Source organism: Thermogutta sp. (assembly GCF_039793925.1).
GTDB lineage: Bacteria > Planctomycetota > Planctomycetia > Pirellulales > Thermoguttaceae > Thermogutta.
Genome location: NZ_JBAMME010000234.1, coordinates 1 through 17,701 on the forward strand (window position 1 = coordinate 1; position 17,701 = coordinate 17,701).

Annotated in this window: 14 protein-coding genes; 4 read left to right on the top strand and 10 right to left on the bottom strand. The window is 57.6% G+C overall.

Going from position 1 to position 17,701, the window contains the following annotated elements; translation table 11 throughout:
- Positions 1–4,837, bottom strand: a 4,837-nt coding sequence (locus ABJK56_RS10520; protein ID WP_347244626.1) for an Ig-like domain-containing protein, incomplete at its 3' end; no start/stop codon positions are given.
- A gap of 765 nt (positions 4,838–5,602) precedes the next feature.
- Here ABJK56_RS10520 and ABJK56_RS10525 point away from each other — a divergent pair.
- Positions 5,603–6,583, top strand: a complete 981-nt coding sequence (locus tag ABJK56_RS10525; protein WP_347244627.1) for a hypothetical protein — start codon at positions 5,603–5,605, stop codon at positions 6,581–6,583.
- 270 nt (positions 6,584–6,853) lie between these two features.
- Here ABJK56_RS10525 and ABJK56_RS10530 read toward each other — a convergent pair whose 3' ends face one another.
- The 3 genes from ABJK56_RS10530 to ABJK56_RS10540 all read right to left on the bottom strand — a co-directional run bounded on the left by ABJK56_RS10530 (position 6,854) and on the right by ABJK56_RS10540 (position 9,398).
- On the bottom strand, positions 6,854–7,351 hold the full coding sequence (locus ABJK56_RS10530; RefSeq protein WP_347244628.1) for a hypothetical protein: 498 nt from the start codon (positions 7,349–7,351) through the stop codon (positions 6,854–6,856).
- A gap of 281 nt (positions 7,352–7,632) precedes the next feature.
- Positions 7,633–8,358 (bottom strand): dethiobiotin synthase, encoded by a 726-nt coding sequence (gene bioD / locus ABJK56_RS10535; protein ID WP_347244629.1) that lies wholly within the window; start codon positions 8,356–8,358, stop codon positions 7,633–7,635.
- 113 nt (positions 8,359–8,471) lie between these two features.
- Positions 8,472–9,398, bottom strand: coding sequence for a radical SAM protein (locus ABJK56_RS10540; protein ID WP_347244630.1), 927 nt, complete (start codon positions 9,396–9,398; stop codon positions 8,472–8,474).
- Positions 9,399–9,864: 466 nt separating this feature from the next.
- Here ABJK56_RS10540 and ABJK56_RS10545 point away from each other — a divergent pair, with 466 nt between their 5' ends.
- Positions 9,865–10,887: a DUF1559 domain-containing protein gene (locus ABJK56_RS10545; RefSeq protein ID WP_347244631.1), complete on the top strand. Its 1,023-nt coding sequence runs from the start codon at positions 9,865–9,867 to the stop codon at positions 10,885–10,887.
- A gap of 125 nt (positions 10,888–11,012) precedes the next feature.
- On the opposite strand, the gene ABJK56_RS10550 is transcribed toward ABJK56_RS10545, so the two are convergent.
- The 5 genes from ABJK56_RS10550 to ABJK56_RS10570 form a co-directional block, all read right to left on the bottom strand.
- A complete protein-coding gene (locus ABJK56_RS10550; RefSeq protein ID WP_347244632.1) occupies positions 11,013–11,843 on the bottom strand; it encodes an ABC transporter ATP-binding protein in 831 nt (276 codons plus the stop codon).
- Positions 11,840–12,610 (bottom strand): cobalt ECF transporter T component CbiQ, encoded by a 771-nt coding sequence (gene cbiQ / locus ABJK56_RS10555; protein ID WP_347244633.1) that lies wholly within the window; start codon positions 12,608–12,610, stop codon positions 11,840–11,842. The genes ABJK56_RS10550 and cbiQ overlap by 4 nt, the downstream gene beginning before the upstream one ends.
- Before the next feature lie 57 nt (positions 12,611–12,667).
- Entirely contained in the window at positions 12,668–13,324 is a 657-nt protein-coding gene (locus tag ABJK56_RS10560) for a carboxypeptidase-like regulatory domain-containing protein (RefSeq protein ID WP_347244634.1), read from the bottom strand.
- 61 nt (positions 13,325–13,385) lie between these two features.
- Entirely contained in the window at positions 13,386–14,024 is a 639-nt protein-coding gene (gene cbiM, locus ABJK56_RS10565) for a cobalt transporter CbiM (RefSeq protein WP_347244635.1), read from the bottom strand.
- 86 nt (positions 14,025–14,110) lie between these two features.
- Positions 14,111–14,941 (bottom strand): DUF4198 domain-containing protein, encoded by an 831-nt coding sequence (locus ABJK56_RS10570; RefSeq protein ID WP_347244636.1) that lies wholly within the window; start codon positions 14,939–14,941, stop codon positions 14,111–14,113.
- 688 nt (positions 14,942–15,629) lie between these two features.
- Between ABJK56_RS10570 and ABJK56_RS10575 the strand changes: the two genes are divergently transcribed.
- Together ABJK56_RS10575 and ABJK56_RS10580 are read left to right on the top strand one after the other, a co-directional pair.
- Positions 15,630–16,751: a serine/threonine-protein kinase gene (locus ABJK56_RS10575; protein ID WP_347244637.1), complete on the top strand. Its 1,122-nt coding sequence runs from the start codon at positions 15,630–15,632 to the stop codon at positions 16,749–16,751.
- 15 nt (positions 16,752–16,766) lie between these two features.
- The gene (locus ABJK56_RS10580) at positions 16,767–17,258 is read left to right on the top strand and encodes a hydrogenase maturation protease (protein ID WP_347244638.1); all 492 of its coding nucleotides are present in this window, start codon (positions 16,767–16,769) and stop codon (positions 17,256–17,258) included.
- Positions 17,259–17,334: 76 nt separating this feature from the next.
- Here ABJK56_RS10580 and ABJK56_RS10585 read toward each other — a convergent pair whose 3' ends face one another.
- Positions 17,335–17,682 (bottom strand): DUF190 domain-containing protein, encoded by a 348-nt coding sequence (locus ABJK56_RS10585; RefSeq protein WP_347244639.1) that lies wholly within the window; start codon positions 17,680–17,682, stop codon positions 17,335–17,337.
- Positions 17,683–17,701 lie beyond the last annotated feature (19 nt).

Consider the following 17,701-nt stretch of genomic DNA (forward strand, 5'->3'; position numbering starts at 1 on the left):
CATCCACGATCCCCGAACCCTGGGTCGGATCACCGATAGTCACGTTGTCCTTGTCGGACCAACCGGTGTCATCGCTGTCTTGGAGATCGATCGTGGGAATCTGTGGCGGCCTGGTGTCGATAGTCAGCGAGTATGACGGTCCAACCGCGATGTTGCCTGATAGATCCTCGGCGGTCACAACCAAGGTGTACACACCGTCAGTCAGGGGTTGGGAAACTACGCTGAACGTGCCAAGCCCGTTGCCCAAAATGCCATCGGAAAGATCAGAGCCGGCCGACACCTGGCCCACGAGCTCACCATTTGCAAAGAGGCGGACCAAGCTGTTGACTTCTGCCACACCGACAAAGGTGGGGCGGTTAACGTTGGTGATGAAATCCCCCAAGGTGCCGCTGTCGCTACTGGCAGCGAGGTTTAAACTCAATGCACCGGCATCGGGAGGGTTGGGATCATAGGTGATCACCAACGGTTGCCCCAACTCTCTCGTGGCTGTTGCCTGGACGGTTTGGGCATCGAAGACCCGCACGGCCGCGCTGACAAAGTTCATCCAACCATGGGCCGTCGGATAACCCGGGTACCCGCCCGGTAGCCCGGCCGCAAGTAATCCCGATGGGAGCGCAAAGGAGAACACGTTGTTGGACGTGCCGAATGGGTTGGCGAAACCGGCGCTCACACCGTTAACGAAGACTTCCACCGCCAGTCCAGGAGTGCCAGCATTGGCCTGTGCTGCGGTAAGCACGGGGATGCCTTTGCCCGCAAGATCAGACAGCCACGCCTGAATGAGCACTACCGGGTTGTCGATGTTGGTAACGTTATCTGTGTTACTCCGACCACTGTCATAGGCGGGATGCATGACGATGGCCGTGGGCGTGGGGGCCGCGAAGTTTTCGATTTCCAGTGTGTAGGTGTTGGGATCGCCATCCGTGCTGAAGACGCGCACGTAATATCGCTCTTGCGAAACAACAGGAGCTGCTATCCTGACGCCGGTTGCTGTCGGCGTTCCCGTCGCAATAACGTTGCCGAACCGATCAAGAAGCTCGGCATTCAGAGCCCCGCCGAGTTGGTTGCCAATGATCGAATCGTCGGCGAAGAGCACGTTAATCAGCAAAGCGCCACTATCGCGCGCAGTGACCTGGAAATAGTCGTCATTAGTGGTGCCCAACTGCTCGCTGTGGATGGTGAGATCCTGAATCGTCAAGTGCGGAATGGAGCCCAAAATGGTGGCCTCAGCCAGGGAATCGTTGGGCTCTTTGAGATCGGGAAGCGTATAAAGGACGCCCTGAATACCGAGGCCTTCAATCCGGTCAAAAGTCACAGGGCCCGCACCGGTCACCTGGAGGGTGCCGTTGTCGCCTTCCGGACCCAGGATGAGGTGGAAGGGAGTCAACCCAGGCCAGACATAGAGGACATCACCATCCGACTGGATGGCTCCATCGGGCGTGCCGCCATCCACGACCACCTGAAGTGCAGAAGGATTCACATGGAATTCGTCATATCCGTCGCCACCTTGCAGATGGATGACCGAGAAGTTAGTGAATTGGACGGTATAAAGACCGGGGGCATTCACATTTTGATCGTCGACCACTATGAAAATGTCGTTCCCGGTCGTCCCGCTTAACGTGAGGGTATCGGTGTCCCCGGCCGATCCGTCGTTCCCGTTGATGATGAACCCGGTGTTACTGACAAAATTGATGACAGTGATGAGCGAACCATCAGCCGCGTTAGTCACCCGGAGCTGACCGGTTCCCGGCCCGGTCGGCACGATGCGGATATCCTCAGAAATCCCTGGCAGGGCGTTATACACGATCGGATCGGGGGCAACACCGTTGTCGCCGACGGGGTTGCCTTCGTCAAACGAAATTTGGATCCCCCAGCCTTGCGGCGAATTATCCGCGTAGGGAGTCACGATCAGGGAATCAACATCGTTTGGACCGACACTTGGAGTCCCGAGCTCATCATCCCCAAAGATGTTGAGCTGGGTAACTCCCATGAGTTGGATGGGCGTGCTTCCATTGATGGATACAGTGAGCGACTGGTATCCTGTCCCCACGATCTCAAAGACGTCGTTTTGGTCAATTGCCGGGTCGTTGGCATCGCCATACAAATTGACAACCCCGATAGCCGAGGAGAGCGAGAGGTTCTCAATCGAGCTGAATGCGACGCCCTTGGAACCGGTGGTACCAATCCACACTTGGGTAGGCGTGCTCTTATCTGCCCAGATATTGATCGGGCCTGCGAAAAACAGATTCAGCCAATCCCCGTTGGGCGCCAAGGCGGGGATTGGATCGCCGCCATTGATGAGCATGGCAAATTTGGTGGAGGGGTCAACGATGATGTCGTCCGCCACCCCCCACGGCTGAGGCACCGCTTCAAAACCAGAATTAACCACGAGACCAAACGCGTTAGGATCTGTTTGAATCAGTGATCCACCAACAATGGAGACGGGAAGCAGCGTGCCTGCCGAACTGTTGTAGATTGTAACGTTCGTGTCCGACGCAGAGATCGTATCGTAAGCGTTTCCGACGCCGAATCCCGGCACGATCACGCCGGTCCCGAATCCGAAGGGATCAATGGTGGTGGCGGGATCCACGAGATCGTCCTCGCTGGGAGCATAGACGTAGAGTCGGTCTGCGCCGCCACCGGCCGTGTCCACAGTGAGATTTGCCGCACCAGAAATCACCAGGTCGGGACCGCTTCCGCCTCCAGCAACGCCGGGGAACTGATCGAAGAAATCACCTTCACTGGGACCATCCCACGGGTCGCCACCGAAAAAGTACCGGGCAGAATCCCAAGCGACAGGCGCCACGGTGATCATATCGTTTCCCGCGGTTCCTGTTACAGACACCGCATCGTCGGCCCACGCGTCACCGACATACCTGACCGTCTCCATGGTCCTCACATCAATGGGAACTGCGAAGCCGGAAACGAGCAGTCCACCACCCGTCTGATAAGCGAAATCGATATTCCTGGCGAGTCCGCCGACATCGACGATTTCCAGGACGTCGCGGAGTGAGCTGTTACCGGCCGGGTCGTTTCCTTCAATACGCAAACCGGTGAGCGGTACGACCGCTGAACTACCGAGATCGGAGCTGACGTTGAGGATGAATCGGTCTGTGCCGGTGTTGCCCAAGAAGACGTTGTTCCCGCCCAGATTGTCACCATTAATGATGAGTGTGGACGAGTCGTTACCCGGTCCCAGATTAATCTCCGTGTAGCCTGCCGTGGTGGCGTTCACGTAAAGAGTGTCAGCCGACTTGGACGTATGAATGTATAGGTTCTCAAATGTCGAGCCGCCGGGCGTATGCTCGTAACGAATGGGGGCGGCGGCATCGAAATTGAGTAAAGTTGTCGTTCGAGAAAGGACATTTCCCCCCGCCGCGTCATTAATTTGCGCAGTCGTGTAGCCCAGCAGCCCTCCGGAATCGTCCACATACAGCGAATCAACCCCTGTATCGCTCGCCGGACCCGGAATGATGGTCAACGGACCTTTGATCTGGCCTATTGTGTTGACTCCGGTTCCGAACGTTGCCCAGTTGAGGGCTGTCGGGGGACCGAAAGATCCCACGCGGAATACGTCCGAGCCGGGTCCGCCCGAAATGCGATACTGGAAGGGGGCAAACGTGGAAAGAATGGTGATAACATCGTCACCTGAAGTGGCCTCAAAGCGAATGTCTTCGATGGTGGCAAAATAAAGCTCGATGGTCCCGGGAGCCGCCCCAATAATCCGGTCGCCAAAGATTTGGACGTTATCGCCGGTGGGGTCGTTGACATCGGACAAATCGATGACCGACAGCCCCGCCTGCCCGTGCATCTGAATATTGCTTTGGATTGCGTCGAGATATTTCGTTGCCGCATTAGTGTACAGTTCCGAGCCATTTTGGCCAAACATTCGGTTGGCCTGTGATCCGGGGCCGGTCGCTAGAATGTTGAAGGTTTCCCCTTTGGCGTCGTCCGACTCGATCGTTCCTCCCGTGAATTCGTTGCCATACAGGTCGAGCAATTGAAGTCCCGGGACAGCCACAGTGTAATTCAGATTGAAGACATCGCTGCCGTCCAGGCTGTTGACGGTTACTCGGGTTTTGTTAGCAAAACTGTACTCCTCGAATGTGCCACTATCGGAGCGAACGGTAATGGTTTGATCGGAGCCCACGACGGGACCGTCGATGATGGAAATGGTCTCTGTCGTATTGGTGGCGAAAATGTCGAGCTGTGCGGCGGGAACCGTGTCGATGACAGGAGACAGGTTCTGGAACGTGATGAACATTTCGTCGCCATTCCATGCTCCGGGATGCCCGGGATAACCTGCACCGGGACCCGCATTGTTGTCGGGGTCAATCGTGATACGGCCGTCATTTGCACCGCCGCCGAAAAGGGCCCCGGCGAAGTAGCTCATTCGCCCGATCGAGCTGCCAGGATCGCCCACTAGAACAAGCTGGTCCACATCCACCAGACTGGTGCCGAGGGCCTCTCCGTCGAAGAAAATCGACACGGCGAATGTTCCACCCGAAAAATCAATGATCAGCTTGTCCGAGTCGGATGAGCCCTGCACGACAATGTCCGTCAGGCCTGCCAGGGGAACCGTCTGAGACAGGTTTCCGTCGATATACACCTCCAGATCGGTGCCATTGCGGAGCAGTCGAAACTCGTCCGGCACCGCGTTGTTGCTTCCGTTACCACCGAGATCATCCGCAGTGATGGTGACGACGCTGAGGAGATGTCGTTGTTCCAGCGATTCCAGTACAAGCGGACGGCGTGCCGAACGCCCCGTGCTGCGAATTGAACGGGCGAGTTTCCGACGGCTGCGATATGTCCGGTTACGAAAGATGTTGCCAAGTCGCATAGGTGTCACTCCTCTGTAGTACTCCGGTGCGGCCGACACAGAACTTCACCGCGGTGTTTCGGCACACTTGGAATTGCGCGGTTCGTTCAATGGCGGAAAAGATTCAAACGACAGAACGCGCTTGCTCCCTGCTTGTGCTGGCCACGTGTCAAAACTGCCAAATTTGCCCGATTGGCTAAGCTGGATAGATTTATAGTCAGCATAAGAGCGTTTGTCAACGATTTTCCGGATTGTGCCGGTTGTAGTGGAAATGCCGGATGGGGTAACCCCACCACATGGGTTATTGACACGGGACGTCATGCGCATTCACGGCGAGTTTGCTGAATGTGCTTATGCGGTAAAAGCTGAACCTGTCAGGGGAGCTGATTCTGGTCGCCGGCGATTTGGCACTCGCGCGGGACGATGGGGTTTTTGCGGGCGGTGGAACGGCCCTAGGGTATTTTGAGCAGTGCTGATGGAAAAATCCTGGAAATCGTGGGGCGGGTACTTGACGGACAGGTGGCAGGGTCGTACTATCAAGCTAGAAAAACCAAGAAGTCTTTAATGCCTGCACCAAGTTTGCGGGTTCTGCGAGTGGGGGATAGATAGCGGCCGGTCACTAGAGGGCCGCCTCTGGTTTCTCAATATCTTTGGGGTGTTCGGGAGGGGGGGCACTACCTGTTAAGTCCCGAAAGTGATGGCAACATATCACCGGTCCGCGCAGGGATTTGATCCCGACCGGTAACGGATGGTTCCCGATGTCTCAAGCAAATGGAGGAGGGAGTTATGGTCAGGAAAGCAGTCGGAGGGTTGTTGGCGCTGGGATTACTCTTCGTGCCACTGGCGGTTTGGGCCCAGTCGGCCAGTGAGTCGGCCTGTCAGCCAGCATGTCAACCGGCATGCGCGCCGGAGGTCACCTGTGTCCAGAAGACGGTACTCACAAGGCAATGGGTGACCGAGATGCGGAAGGTCCGCAGTGTCGAGTACGTGCCACAATTACGCGAGTACACCACTTATCGAGTGAACTGGGTGAAGGAAACAAAGGTCGTCGAACAAACCTGCACGGAATGGAAGCTTGAGCCCCGGGTGAAGGAAATCAAGTGCGTCGGATATCGCCCGGTGTGGAAGGAGGAACCTTACGAATACACGGTTTACGTCCCCAAGATTGTTAAGGAGCCGGGGACGCGAAAGGTTTGCAAGTGGGTGGAAGTGGAGGAAACCCGGAAGGTGTGCGTGGACGAAGGCCATTGGGAAGAGCGGCCTTGTGAGCCAGTGCACGGAATTTGCCGTCACTGCCATCGTCGGGTGATTGTGGATCCGCCCAGCGACGGTGCCTGCTGCCCGCCCAAGCCCGTCTGCGTGTGCAAGGTGTGGGTGCCGAATCCGGTAGTCAAAGAAATCAAAGTCAAGGTGTGCAAGCCGCAAATCGTGGAGGAACCCTGTGAAATCACCAAGTGTGTCTGGGAACCTCAAAAGCGGCAGGGCACCCGCAAGCGCTGTGAATGGGAACGCTACGAGTACACCAAAAAGGTGTGCTATTATGAGCAAGTTCCCCACACGGTGACGAAGCCGGTCTGTGTAACAACCTGGAAGAAAGTCTGCGAGCCCGTCGTCCAGAAATGCACCGTCCTGGTGCCGCAGGTTGTGGAAAAGGAAGTCCCGGTGAAGGTATGCAAGCTGGTGCCGACCGTCGTGAACGTTCCGGTTCGGCCGCACCACCTTCACCATCGAATCGTCGCGCGCCGGGCGGTGTGCTGTGATCCCTGACGCCACGTGGCCTGTGCCCGGCGCCGCAAATGATTGATGCTCGCAGACTTCGCGCGGGGCGGGGAGTGAGCTGAATCGGAAGGGTCTGGTAGAGTCTTGTTCGAGTAAACCGACCGGCCTGAGGCTCTGACGCCCAGGCCGGTTTTTGTTTGCAGTTACTGCTCAGGTGAAACGCATGGGGTCAACAGGGGAAGCACTGCCGGACAAAAATTCGGGTGTGTGAGGGAATGCCGGTGATCGGGAACCGATGCCTGCTATAAAACCGTTCACTCACAGGGTCTGCCGACGACTGACGGCTTCGGACATTCCGCGGCGCGAAGCGAGATAAAACTCCAGCCGCGCGAGCACTCCCTCCCGGTGGGGACCAAACGGCACGAAAACCGCGCGGAGGGCATCCACCGGAGTAGGTTCCCGAGTGTCGAAGAGAAAGACCCCCTGGTCCACGACGCGTACAGCCCGGATGGCCCGCCACGGAATCCGCTGCAGCCTGCCGAAGACGATCCGCTCGACTCCGTAGGGCCCCAAGCGATATGTGGCCTTAAGGAGAGCCCTCGCAAATGACGCCACCAGAAACAGGTCCGCAAAAACCGTCCAGAAAAGTCTCCCGGTGACTAGAAAAACTCCAGCCGATGCACACGCCAACATCAGCAAGAGGAGCACCGCCGTTGCGGGATGGTCACGCACCGGCCAATCATCCCATTCCAGAAGCGGCGGGTCTTCTTCCCAGGCTGGACCGTAATATCGGGTGATGGTACTCGCCGTGCTCATAGCACTTCATTGTAGTCAGACTGATCGAATTTTCACAAAGCCCGATCATCCTGAGACGCGAGCCTCCAAGCAGCCCGTTGGCTTTCGGATGACAATACCTCGGCCGTACCGCTGGCCATGATGCGGGTAAACCGGTCAGATTCCGGGACGGGCAAAGTCAGACCTGCCCCGCTCGTTGACCGGGATGGGTGACCGAGAACCGACGCCCACTCCGGAGGGGCGTGACGCGCTGGGCGTGCCACGCTATATAACCAGACTGCCCCGCCAGAAGGGGAGGGATTTCACCAATCGGGCAATTTCTTTGGCCGCGCCTTTTGGACGATGGCGCTCCACTCCACTTGCGGTTCGAACCGACTTTCCCCGTATTTTACCTGGGCGAGAACGGGCGGAATGCACCGCGCCGCCAATTCGGCGAGATTGCTTTCGACGCTTACGTCCTCAGGATCGCGGGGACTCGGTTCGTTGAGCACAATTCCCGCGATGTCCAGTCCCTCGCGAAATGTGGTGGCCGCAATGAGCGTCAGGAGGGTGTGGTTAATTGTTCCCAAAACATTCTTGCTCACCACCAACAGAGGATAACCAAATTCATAAGCCAGATCAGCCACATAATCCTCGTCGCTGATGGGCGACATCAGCCCGCCGGCGCCTTCAATGAGGACAACGTCCGCCCATTCCAGCCAGGGCCGGAGGCCCTCGCGAAGAAGCTCCGGATTGACAGCTTTGCCTTCGAGGCGTGCCGCAAGGTGGGGCGCCAGCGGGGCCTCGAAACGCTGAGGACACACTTCCTCCAGGGAAAGCGGCTTTCCCGCGGCTTCCCACAGCGTCACCGCATCCTCCGAGATGAGTTCCCCTTTTTCCCGAACACAACCGCTAGCCGCCGGCTTGTAGACACCCACCCGAAGTCCCGCCTGGACGAGTTCTCGGGCGATGAGGGCACCCACATAGGTTTTTCCCACTCCTGTGTCTGTCCCGGTGATGAAAAGTCCCAAGGGTTTTCTTCTGGACATTGAGATTCTTCCTGGCTAACCCTGCACGTGTTAGGAAAGGTTTTCCAACATCTTGACTGCAAGAAGGCGCGTCAAGCAGGTGCACCATTTGGCGACGAAAAAACGGCAATCGCTCACTCGCGGCACAATCGGTAGATGCCCAGTTGCCGTGCAATGGCGACCGCCTGCCGATATTCCTCTGGGGTACATCGGCGGGCAATTTCGGGAAAGTCCCAGGCCCGACCTTCCGGCCGATACTGCGCCATAACGTTCACAAAGGTATGCGGCGAAATCTCCTCGGCCAGGAATCGCATGGCTTTTTCGGTGCCAGCAAGCCCGTTGGGCATCACCAGGTGGCGCACGAGGAGTCCTCGCACCGCGAGGCCGCGGTCATCGAGGACGAGGTCCCCCACTTGTCGGTGCATCTCGCGAACAGCGGCCTGACAGACGTCCCAGTAGTCGGGTGCGTGCGCAAAGCGTTCCGCGACGGCGGAATCTGTAAACTTGATGTCCGGCATGTAAATATCGATCACGCCATCGAGGAGCCGCAACGTTTCCACGGAATCATAACCGCCCGAATTGTAAACGAGGGGAATTCGCAGGCCCTCTTCCACGGCGAGAGGAAGGGCTTCCAGTATTTGCGCGACCACATGGCTGGGGGTAACAAAATTGATATTGTGGCAACCCAGTTCCTGTAATCGGATCATCAGCCGTGCCAGCCGCGGGGCATCGCAAGGGGAGCCCGTGCGGTACCAACTGATGTCGTTGTTCTGGCAGAATACACAGCGGAGATTGCACCCGGAAAAGAAGATCGTCCCAGAGCCGTTCCAGCCGCGGAGACAGGGTTCCTCGCCGTGATGAGGGAAGGCGCTGGAGACCCAGGCATATCGGCCAATGCCGCAAAACGAGCCCCGCGGCTCATCGCGTGACCGGTCGGCCCCACATTTCCGGGGACACAGAGTGCATTCTTCCAGCCGAGCGATTGCCACGTCCGCACGATTCTTCAGCTCACCACTGTGGTGGAGTCTAACGTAACTGGGTTCTGTCTGATGGAGAACCACGGGGTCACTCCTTTGGAACAATGGCAAGCCCTTCAGTCATTTCAGCGATCGAGTGCCCGGAACTGAGCCTGCCACGCCGCGTGACGCTCTTTTCATTGTGAGCTTTCCCCAGTTTTCCCGGAAGGGTGTCGATCCGTGCGACACAGTGTCGATTGGCACGACACCGGCCGTGCTGTTTTCTTGGCATGCTGGTCGCTAGTCCCGCCGTTCGATGCGATGCTTTAAGCATTTTCACGTGTCGGCCCGTTTTCTTCTGTTGCGTGGCGACTTGGAATGTCGCTTGCTTAGCCGTTGCATCCTTCACCTGAGTTAAGTGATTCCAGACGGACGGGAAGAGCCGTGTTATCGGGGATGTGCCCGAGGTCACTGAGTAGCCCCGTTAGGTTGTCAATGGAGACACTGACAATCACGCGAATTTGACTGCAAAGGTTTTCTTCCACCACGCAGGAGTACGGAGTGACGTGGCATGAAGACGTTGCGACACGAACACGAGGAGCGATCCGCATTCACCCTCGTTGAGCTTCTGGTCGTCATTGCGATCATCGGGTTGCTCATCGCGCTATTGCTGCCCGCGGTGCAGTCGGCCAGAGAAGCGGCACGGAGAGCTCAATGTCTCAACAACCTGAAACAACTCGGGCTGGCTGTGCACAACTACGCCAGTAACTGGGGGTGCTTTCCCTCCAGTGCAATTGTGGACCGGACCATCCAGACGACGGGCAATAACGTGTCGTGGGGAGTTCACGGGCGGATTTTATCTTTCATAGAGCAAGTCCCGCTTGGCTCGCAGGTGAACCTGGTGGCAGCCTGGGACACCCAACTCGTGATTGACGGCGTCCGGATCCCCGTCTTTGCCTGTCCCAGCGATCCCAAATCTTCGGAAATCCGGGATACAGGGGCGGGAAAGCCGCGTTTGTATCCCACGACCTACGGGTTCAATCTAGGTGTGTATTTCGTGTACGACCCCGCCACCGGAAAAGGCGGCGATGGCATCTCGTTTCCCAATTCAGCGGTGACCTGGGCGGGGGTCATCGATGGCACAAGCCAAACCCTTCTGGCATCGGAAGTCAAGGCGTGGCAGCCCTATCGGCGGAACGGTGGGCCTCCAACCACCAGTGTCCCTGCTTCCGTTGCTGAAGCCACCACCATTGTGGCCTCGGCGGGAGAAGCCAAGACAACCGGTCACACGGAATGGCCGGATGGCCGCGTCCATCATACGGGCTTCACCGCATGCTTTCCTCCCAACACCCACGTGCCCTGCGATATTGGCGGAAAAACGGAAGACTGCGACTACAACTCCTGGCAGGAAGGAAAAAACGGCATCAATGGGTCACCCACTTATGCAATTGTGACGGCCAGAAGCTATCACCCAGGCGGGGTCAATGCCGTCCATGTCGATGGCTCTGCGCGGTTCTACGCGGAGACAATCGAGCTCGCTACTTGGCGAGCACTTGCCACTCGAGCAGGCAGGGAACTTGTACCGAACCAGTGACCTGGCCCCATCACGGTGGAAAATAATCGTGTACCATAACCAGCGAAAGTCCAGGTATGGCAGCAGCGTGAGACAGGTGGGTCACTCGGTTCGCGATTGTCGGGAGCGTGAGTGCAGGCGATCCATCAGCCCCGAACATTCTCTTTCGGGTAGGGGAGGAAAATCCCTTCCTGCAACACGAGAATGCGATGACACAGCCGCTCCAGAAAGTCGCGATCGTGGGAGATGATGATCATGGCTTGTGGTAGCCTCCCAAGTGCCCCTTCCACGCGGGCTGACGCCGATGCGTCCAATCCCGCGGTGGGTTCGTCCAGCAGGAGGATCTGCGGATCCATCGCCAGGACAGTGGCCAACGCGACGAGTCTTTTCTCTCCGCCGGAAAGCCGGTAGGTGATGCGGTTTTCCCAGCCCTCCAGGCCCAGCTCCGCCAGCGTGTGGCGAACGATCTGACGCACTTCCACCACCGTCTTTCCCTGATTGAACGGACCGAACGCCACATCCTCGGCCACGGTGGGGCAGAAAAGCTGGTCGTCGCTGTTTTGGAAGAGCAAACCAATTTTTCCGGGCAGGTCCTCGAAATCGGCCGGCCGGGTGCGAACCCGTCCGAAAATCTCAATCGTTCCGCTTTGTGGTTGCACCAATCCCATCAGCATGAGAAGAAACGTGGTCTTACCGGTGCCGTTGGCCCCGATGATCCCGACCTTTTCTCCGGCGCAGAGCTGAAACGATAGCCCCTGAAACAAAGGCGGCTGCCCTTCGTACCGGAAATGAATCCCCTCCAGGCGAATGATCGGCGCAGGCGGTTCGCATCCGAGAGAGTCAGGTAACGTCCTGCTTTGCACGGTAGCATGAGAGACGACCGCAAGCGGCGCAGGGTGCGAGTTCTCGGGAGGCTCGGTGACCGGTGAGTCGCCGGGTGCGGATGCTCTGTCATGGCAATAGGGTGGCACGGTCACAGGAGACGCTCCACTCGCAAATAGGCCAGTCCCGCAAGTGAAAGGGCCGCCACGAACCAAATGTCGCGCCAACTGAAATGAAAATGCCGCCACAAATAGAAATACCCCTTGAATCCGCGACACTTCATCGCCGCCAGAATGCGGTCCGATCGGGCAAGACTGCGGACGATGAGCATGCCCACCATCTGACCGTAGGTGTGAAAAGTCCACCAGTTCCAGGCCGGACGAAAACCCCGCATCCTTACCGCCGTGTGCAGTCGATGGTATTCATCTTCCAGGACTTTGAAGTAACGAATGCTGAGCAGGACGATTTGCACCAGCTTGCGAGGAACGTGCCAATGGGCAAGTACGTGCCCTAGCACGGGGAGATCCAGCGTGCCCACTAAACCGGCAGCACCGACCAGAACGATGGTAGCCCTGGCCCAAATTGTCACCGCTTGATACAGGCCTTCCCAACTTGCGTTTGCAAACCAGCCGGGCCCCAACGGTTGGCCGGGAACTGTCCACGGCAGCACACAGGCCAGAACCAGCCCGAACCCCATAAGAGGTAGAATTCGCCGCAGCGTGCGTAAAAGGGAAAAGCGAGCCAAAACCAGAAGCAGGCTGCTCACCAGAGCGAGTCCGGCAAGGGTGACTTCCTCCCTGGCAAAAACAGTTGCCGCGGCAAAAAGGAAGAGCGCAATGACCCGTAATCGCGGATCAAAACTGTCGATGATCCGCACGCCGGGAGCTGCTGCTTGTTCAAACTCGTCCCATTGGCGATTCATCGGAACGGCCCTAACGGTCAGTAACCTGATGCAAAAGGGCACACCTTGTGGGGAGGTTCAAGATCGGTCTCGCTTTCGTGCCAAAAGATAAAACGCAATTCCTGTGATACCCAGAATATAACCCACTCCTCCAAGCACGTCGCGCAACTGGGTGGCCGAGCGAAACTCTTGCCATTCTTCTCGAAGTTTAACCACCTGCGCTTTCAGGCCGCTCATTTCAGACTTTAAATCCGCGAGAGGAGCGGCTGTGTGCGTCGTTGGCGTTTCGTGCTGACTGCGACTGCCGGAGGAGCCCGGGGTGGGAAGGTGAGAATCCTCTGGAACGTTGGCGGCGTTTCCCTCCGGCTTACCGGTCGATGAATCGGACGGACTCGGCAACTCGGCGAGTTCATCGGCGGAAATGTTCCAGCGGGCCTGATGGCCGTCAGCCGTCATGGCCACGACGTTGAAATCGCTGCGAAACGGGGCCTTCAGAGTGAATCTCCCCTCCGCATCGGACTTCGTCGTGGCGACGACTTTTCCATCAGCAGTGGTCAAACGGATATCGGCGTCGGGCACACCCGTGCCACCGGGTAAATACACCTGACCTTTAATCGTATTCCCTTCACCAGCGGCAAACACGTAGAGGGTGTGGCCACAGGCTGTATTCAGGCCCATGGCCCAGACCATCAAAAAAACTAACGCCGATTCCACTACGCCGAACTGTCGCAGCACCTCGATCGCCTTCCTCGGTTAGAGTAGCGCCACATGGATGCGAGACTTTTTCGTCAAGCCGTCATCCCGACTCCGCAGTCAAAAGTGGTGCATGGAACACCTCCGGCTGGACACGTCGGAGAAAGTGAGTGGCCGCCGCAGTGATGAAGCCTTCTCCCAAAGCCAGGATACCGTCGCTTGCAAACACGATCCACGAGAGGACATGAAATTGCTGCCCGGCCAAGGACACAGACAGTGCGGTGAGAAACGCACTGAGGAGGATAGCGGTTGCCCCGGCGGCGAATCCACCCAGCGTGACCAATAAGGGTTTCGATGAACGAACAAATCCGCGGAACAGATATCCGCAGAGCGCTCCCGGAAACGCCATGTTGAACGTATTGAGGCCCAGGGTGGTCAGGCCGCCCGCCCCAAAAAAGAGCCATTGAAGACCCGTTGCCACAAAGACCGCGGCAAAGGCCGTCCATCCCAGCACGAGCCCCATGAGTCCTGTGAGCACTAGATGGAAAGCAATGGGGCCCATGGGAATTTGAATGAGCGACACGATAAAAAAAAGGCTGGTGAGTAACCCTGCCCGGGGAATCTCATCTGGTTTCAGTCTGGCCAGTCCCAGACCGATTCCTGCAAAAGTCCCGACCCAGCCGGCCGCCGTTACCAACGTTCCCGCAGTCGTTGTCGTCAGAATTCCGTCCGGAATATGCATGGCCTATCGCCTTCCAAACCGATAGCAGAAGCAGAAGTCGGACCCTCCGAGCATTATGATCGGGCGAGCATCAACCCACCACGCCATCACGGTGAGGGGGCATTTTTGACCGGCGCCGCCGATGCTGGATCCACAGCGCGAACCCAAATAAGGGCTCCTAGCTCCACATCGGCGGGTTGCCCGTCGGGCCCCGGCCGGGGTTCTCCGTCCACAAGTGCAGCAAAGCCCCACCAACCAGCCCAGGGTACTGTGTAACAGAAAACGCCCTGGCCGTCGGCCTTGACGACCTGCGTCACCAGGCTCCCGTTGGGCGGCTGGACGCGATGATCCTGATTCCAATATTCCACTTCCACTCGGGCAAACGGCACAGGTTTGCCATCGTGCAACACGATCCCGCGAAACGAATTCCCCGCCCAGACACCGTAGGGTCGCGTGAGGGGTTGGATTTCCACCGGCAAGCCGATGGGCTGCTCCCACTGCCCATCGTCGCCCAGGAAATTCACCACCACCTTGGTGTAGTGAACAATCCACTTCTTTTCCAGCTTCTCCCAGTAGGGGGCCGGCTCAAGTGCGAAGACATAATCGCCGGGCTGCTTCAACTGAAACTGGGCCGTGTACGCGGGCTGGCCCTCCAGGTTTCGCAGACGGAGAGCAGATTTGAGGTCCTCCGTCCGGCCTTTGTGAACCACAAAAAAGCGCACGGGCTCCGCCATGGGCATGATCGGCCCTTGCTCCATCGGATGTGTGAACTGGATGTCAAACACCAATTTGGTCTGAGAAGGCTCCTCAACGACATCGTAATTGGGAATGAGGACCAGAAAATGGGCATCTGCCTGCGTACCAAAACAGAGTCCCGCGATCGCGCAGGCAATGATCGTCCAATCAGGAAGGTACCGGCGATGGGCAAGATTGATCATGGCGGCCTAGATTGTCGTTGCAGCTCCCTGAAGCGAGAGCGGAAGGCGGTTTACCGAACACATGCAGGTGCGGAACTCATTTAGCCCGCAGGTGTTACGCACCGCCTTATTGTAACACCAGGATTGAGAGGCGTCCACAAGTCGGAGAACTGACACGCCCGCACTTTCCTTTGCCGACGGGGTTGCAGACGTTCACACGGGTTCGCGGACAAGTGAGATCCAGCCCGGAGGGACCTGCTTGTCAGGTCCATATTGCGACGTTTGGATGACCCATTTCGCCGACCGGGCTTAAAGTGCTTGGCTAGACTGTACGGGCAATTCAAAAATCGCGCCCACCCCCCGGGTTTTGCGCGGTGGCCGTAACCGCGGTACCGGCAATTCACGAATTATCCTTACGGCACACTGGGGCCGTGGCATCTCATAAAAGAATGGGGATGGGTCAGGTCGGGGAGCATCGACGGTGACGCTCGTCGTGTCCGAATGGAATTTCTGTGGTACCTCGCTCTTATGGCTCAGGCTTCTGTCAGAATCGACGCCCAACCATAGGGCTATTCGAAGTAATACGAAATTGGTATCGTCCCGCGATACCGCTGGAAATGCCTTTGCCCATAAGGCCTGGTGAACTTATTATTAGGGAGTTAGCGTCACGGGGATGTGGAGTGCGGTGGGGAAAGGGACTGATTTAGACATGGAAACATCAACAACCATCGACGATATCGGTTTAACGCGGACCTGGGGTGGTTTGCAGCATCGGGAGCGACTGCAGGCTCTCGTGGAGGCCTATCACGACCTCATCGAACAGAGACGTCGTCTCAACTGGACGGAGCACCTCCAATTGATTCGCAAACTGGGGCACGGAGGGCAAGGGGTTGTGTACCTCAGTCAGCGGCGAGGGGCCGACGGCTTCACTTTGCCGGTGGCCCTTAAATTCTTCGCTCCTGATCCGTATCCCAGCGAAGCGGCGTATGAGGAGGCGATGCAGAGGATCGGTTGGGTTTCCGGCCGGGTTGCCCAAATCGCTCACGACAACCTCCTGGACGTCCACAACTGGCTGGAGCGCGACGGTATTCGCATTATGGAAATGGAATGGGTGGACGGGTACGATCTTGCCCGCCTGCTCACCAATCGGATGTACCAGCTTCTGGAGCAACGGGTCAAGCCGATCCGCTGGCAGTATCTTAACGAGGTTGTGGTCACAGCCGGGCCGGTGCAACCGCGGTTGAAACCGGGGGTCGCGGTGGCCATCGTGCGAGATTGTCTGGCCGGTTTGGCCGCTCTCCATAGAGGACGTATCGTCCACGGGGACATCAAGCCCTCCAACATCATGCTGAAGAAGACCGGGACGGCCAAACTGGTGGATGTGGGATCGGCTGTCGATTTAGATAAACCCCCATCGCGAAGAAGTTGCACCCCCCTTTATGCGGCACCGGAGGTCTTGGACAGCGATGGCGCGGATATTTCGCCTCGTTCGGACCTGGCCAGCTTGGGCTATGTGCTCATCGAAATGCTGTCGGGACAACCGGTTTTTCCGCCCAATCTGCAGCGGGCCGAATTGCTCGAGGCCAAACGGTTGTTGCCTCAGCGATTGCACACGATTCTGCCCCCGGAATGCCTGAAGAGTGAGGCCCTGGTTAATTTCTGTCGCCTTTTGATCGCGCCCGACCCGGCAAGGCGCTTTGACAACGCGGAGGCCGCCGACCTGGATAGGAACGGGGCTTCAGAGTTTCTCCGACAACTGGTCAAGGGCGATCTGGCCTCCGAATACGCCACCGAAATTCGGCTCTGGCTAGCTGACCTCCATCACCTGTGAATGCTGCCAGCCACCATGAAACGGACACTGGTGCTTGGCCTGGGGAACCCCATTCTCTCTGATGACTCGGTGGGTCTGCGAGTTGTCCAGGAACTCCAGAAAATCTTGCTCCCTCGCAAAGATCTTGTCATCGATGAGGATCACTGGGGCGGATTGCGGCTGATGGAACGGCTGGCAGGGTTTGATCGGGCGATCATTATCGATGCCATTCAGTCCGGTGCAGCACCCGGGACCATCCGGTGCCTTCACCCCAATGAGATCCCCACCCAACACAGTGCCTCGGCACACGACGTTAACCTTCCCACCGCCCTGGCGTTCGGCCGTCAGATGGGACTGCATTTACCCCTCGACGATGCCATCGTCCTGATAGCGATTGAGGCAGAAGACGTCCTAACGTTTGGTGAGGAGTGCACGCCGGCGGTTGCGGCAGCCATTCCCCAAGCGGTAAAACTGGTCCAGGAGATTCTGGAAAATTGGGACAGGCAAGCTATGGGAGAACCAAGCTAACAGCCGGCGTTTTGAAGCTTGAGGGCTCGTTTTGGTGGCCCAGGTCATCGAGTGAGCTCGTCACAGGCAGAGGAGTTTACGCCTTCTGCTGTTTGTTGTGGCGATACGCGATCACCCGCACTTTCTCGAGAGTGACCAAGCCTTCGTGAATCATGCCGTCCAGTTCCTGAATGAAGGGCTCAATTTTTTCTTCTGCGTCCACGATCTCGATGACCACGGGAAGATCTTCGGATAGGCGGAGGATTTTGGCGGTGTGAATTCGACTGTTGGCGCCAAATCCCAAAAAACCACGGATCACGGTAGCTCCGGCCAGCCCGCGACGGCGGGCCTCTTCCACGATCACCTCATAGAGCGGTCGGTTTCCCACTCGATCGCTTTCTCCGATAAAAATCCGCAGCAGATTGGCCTCATAAGGGAGTTTCATAATGTGGTTGACTCCGTTA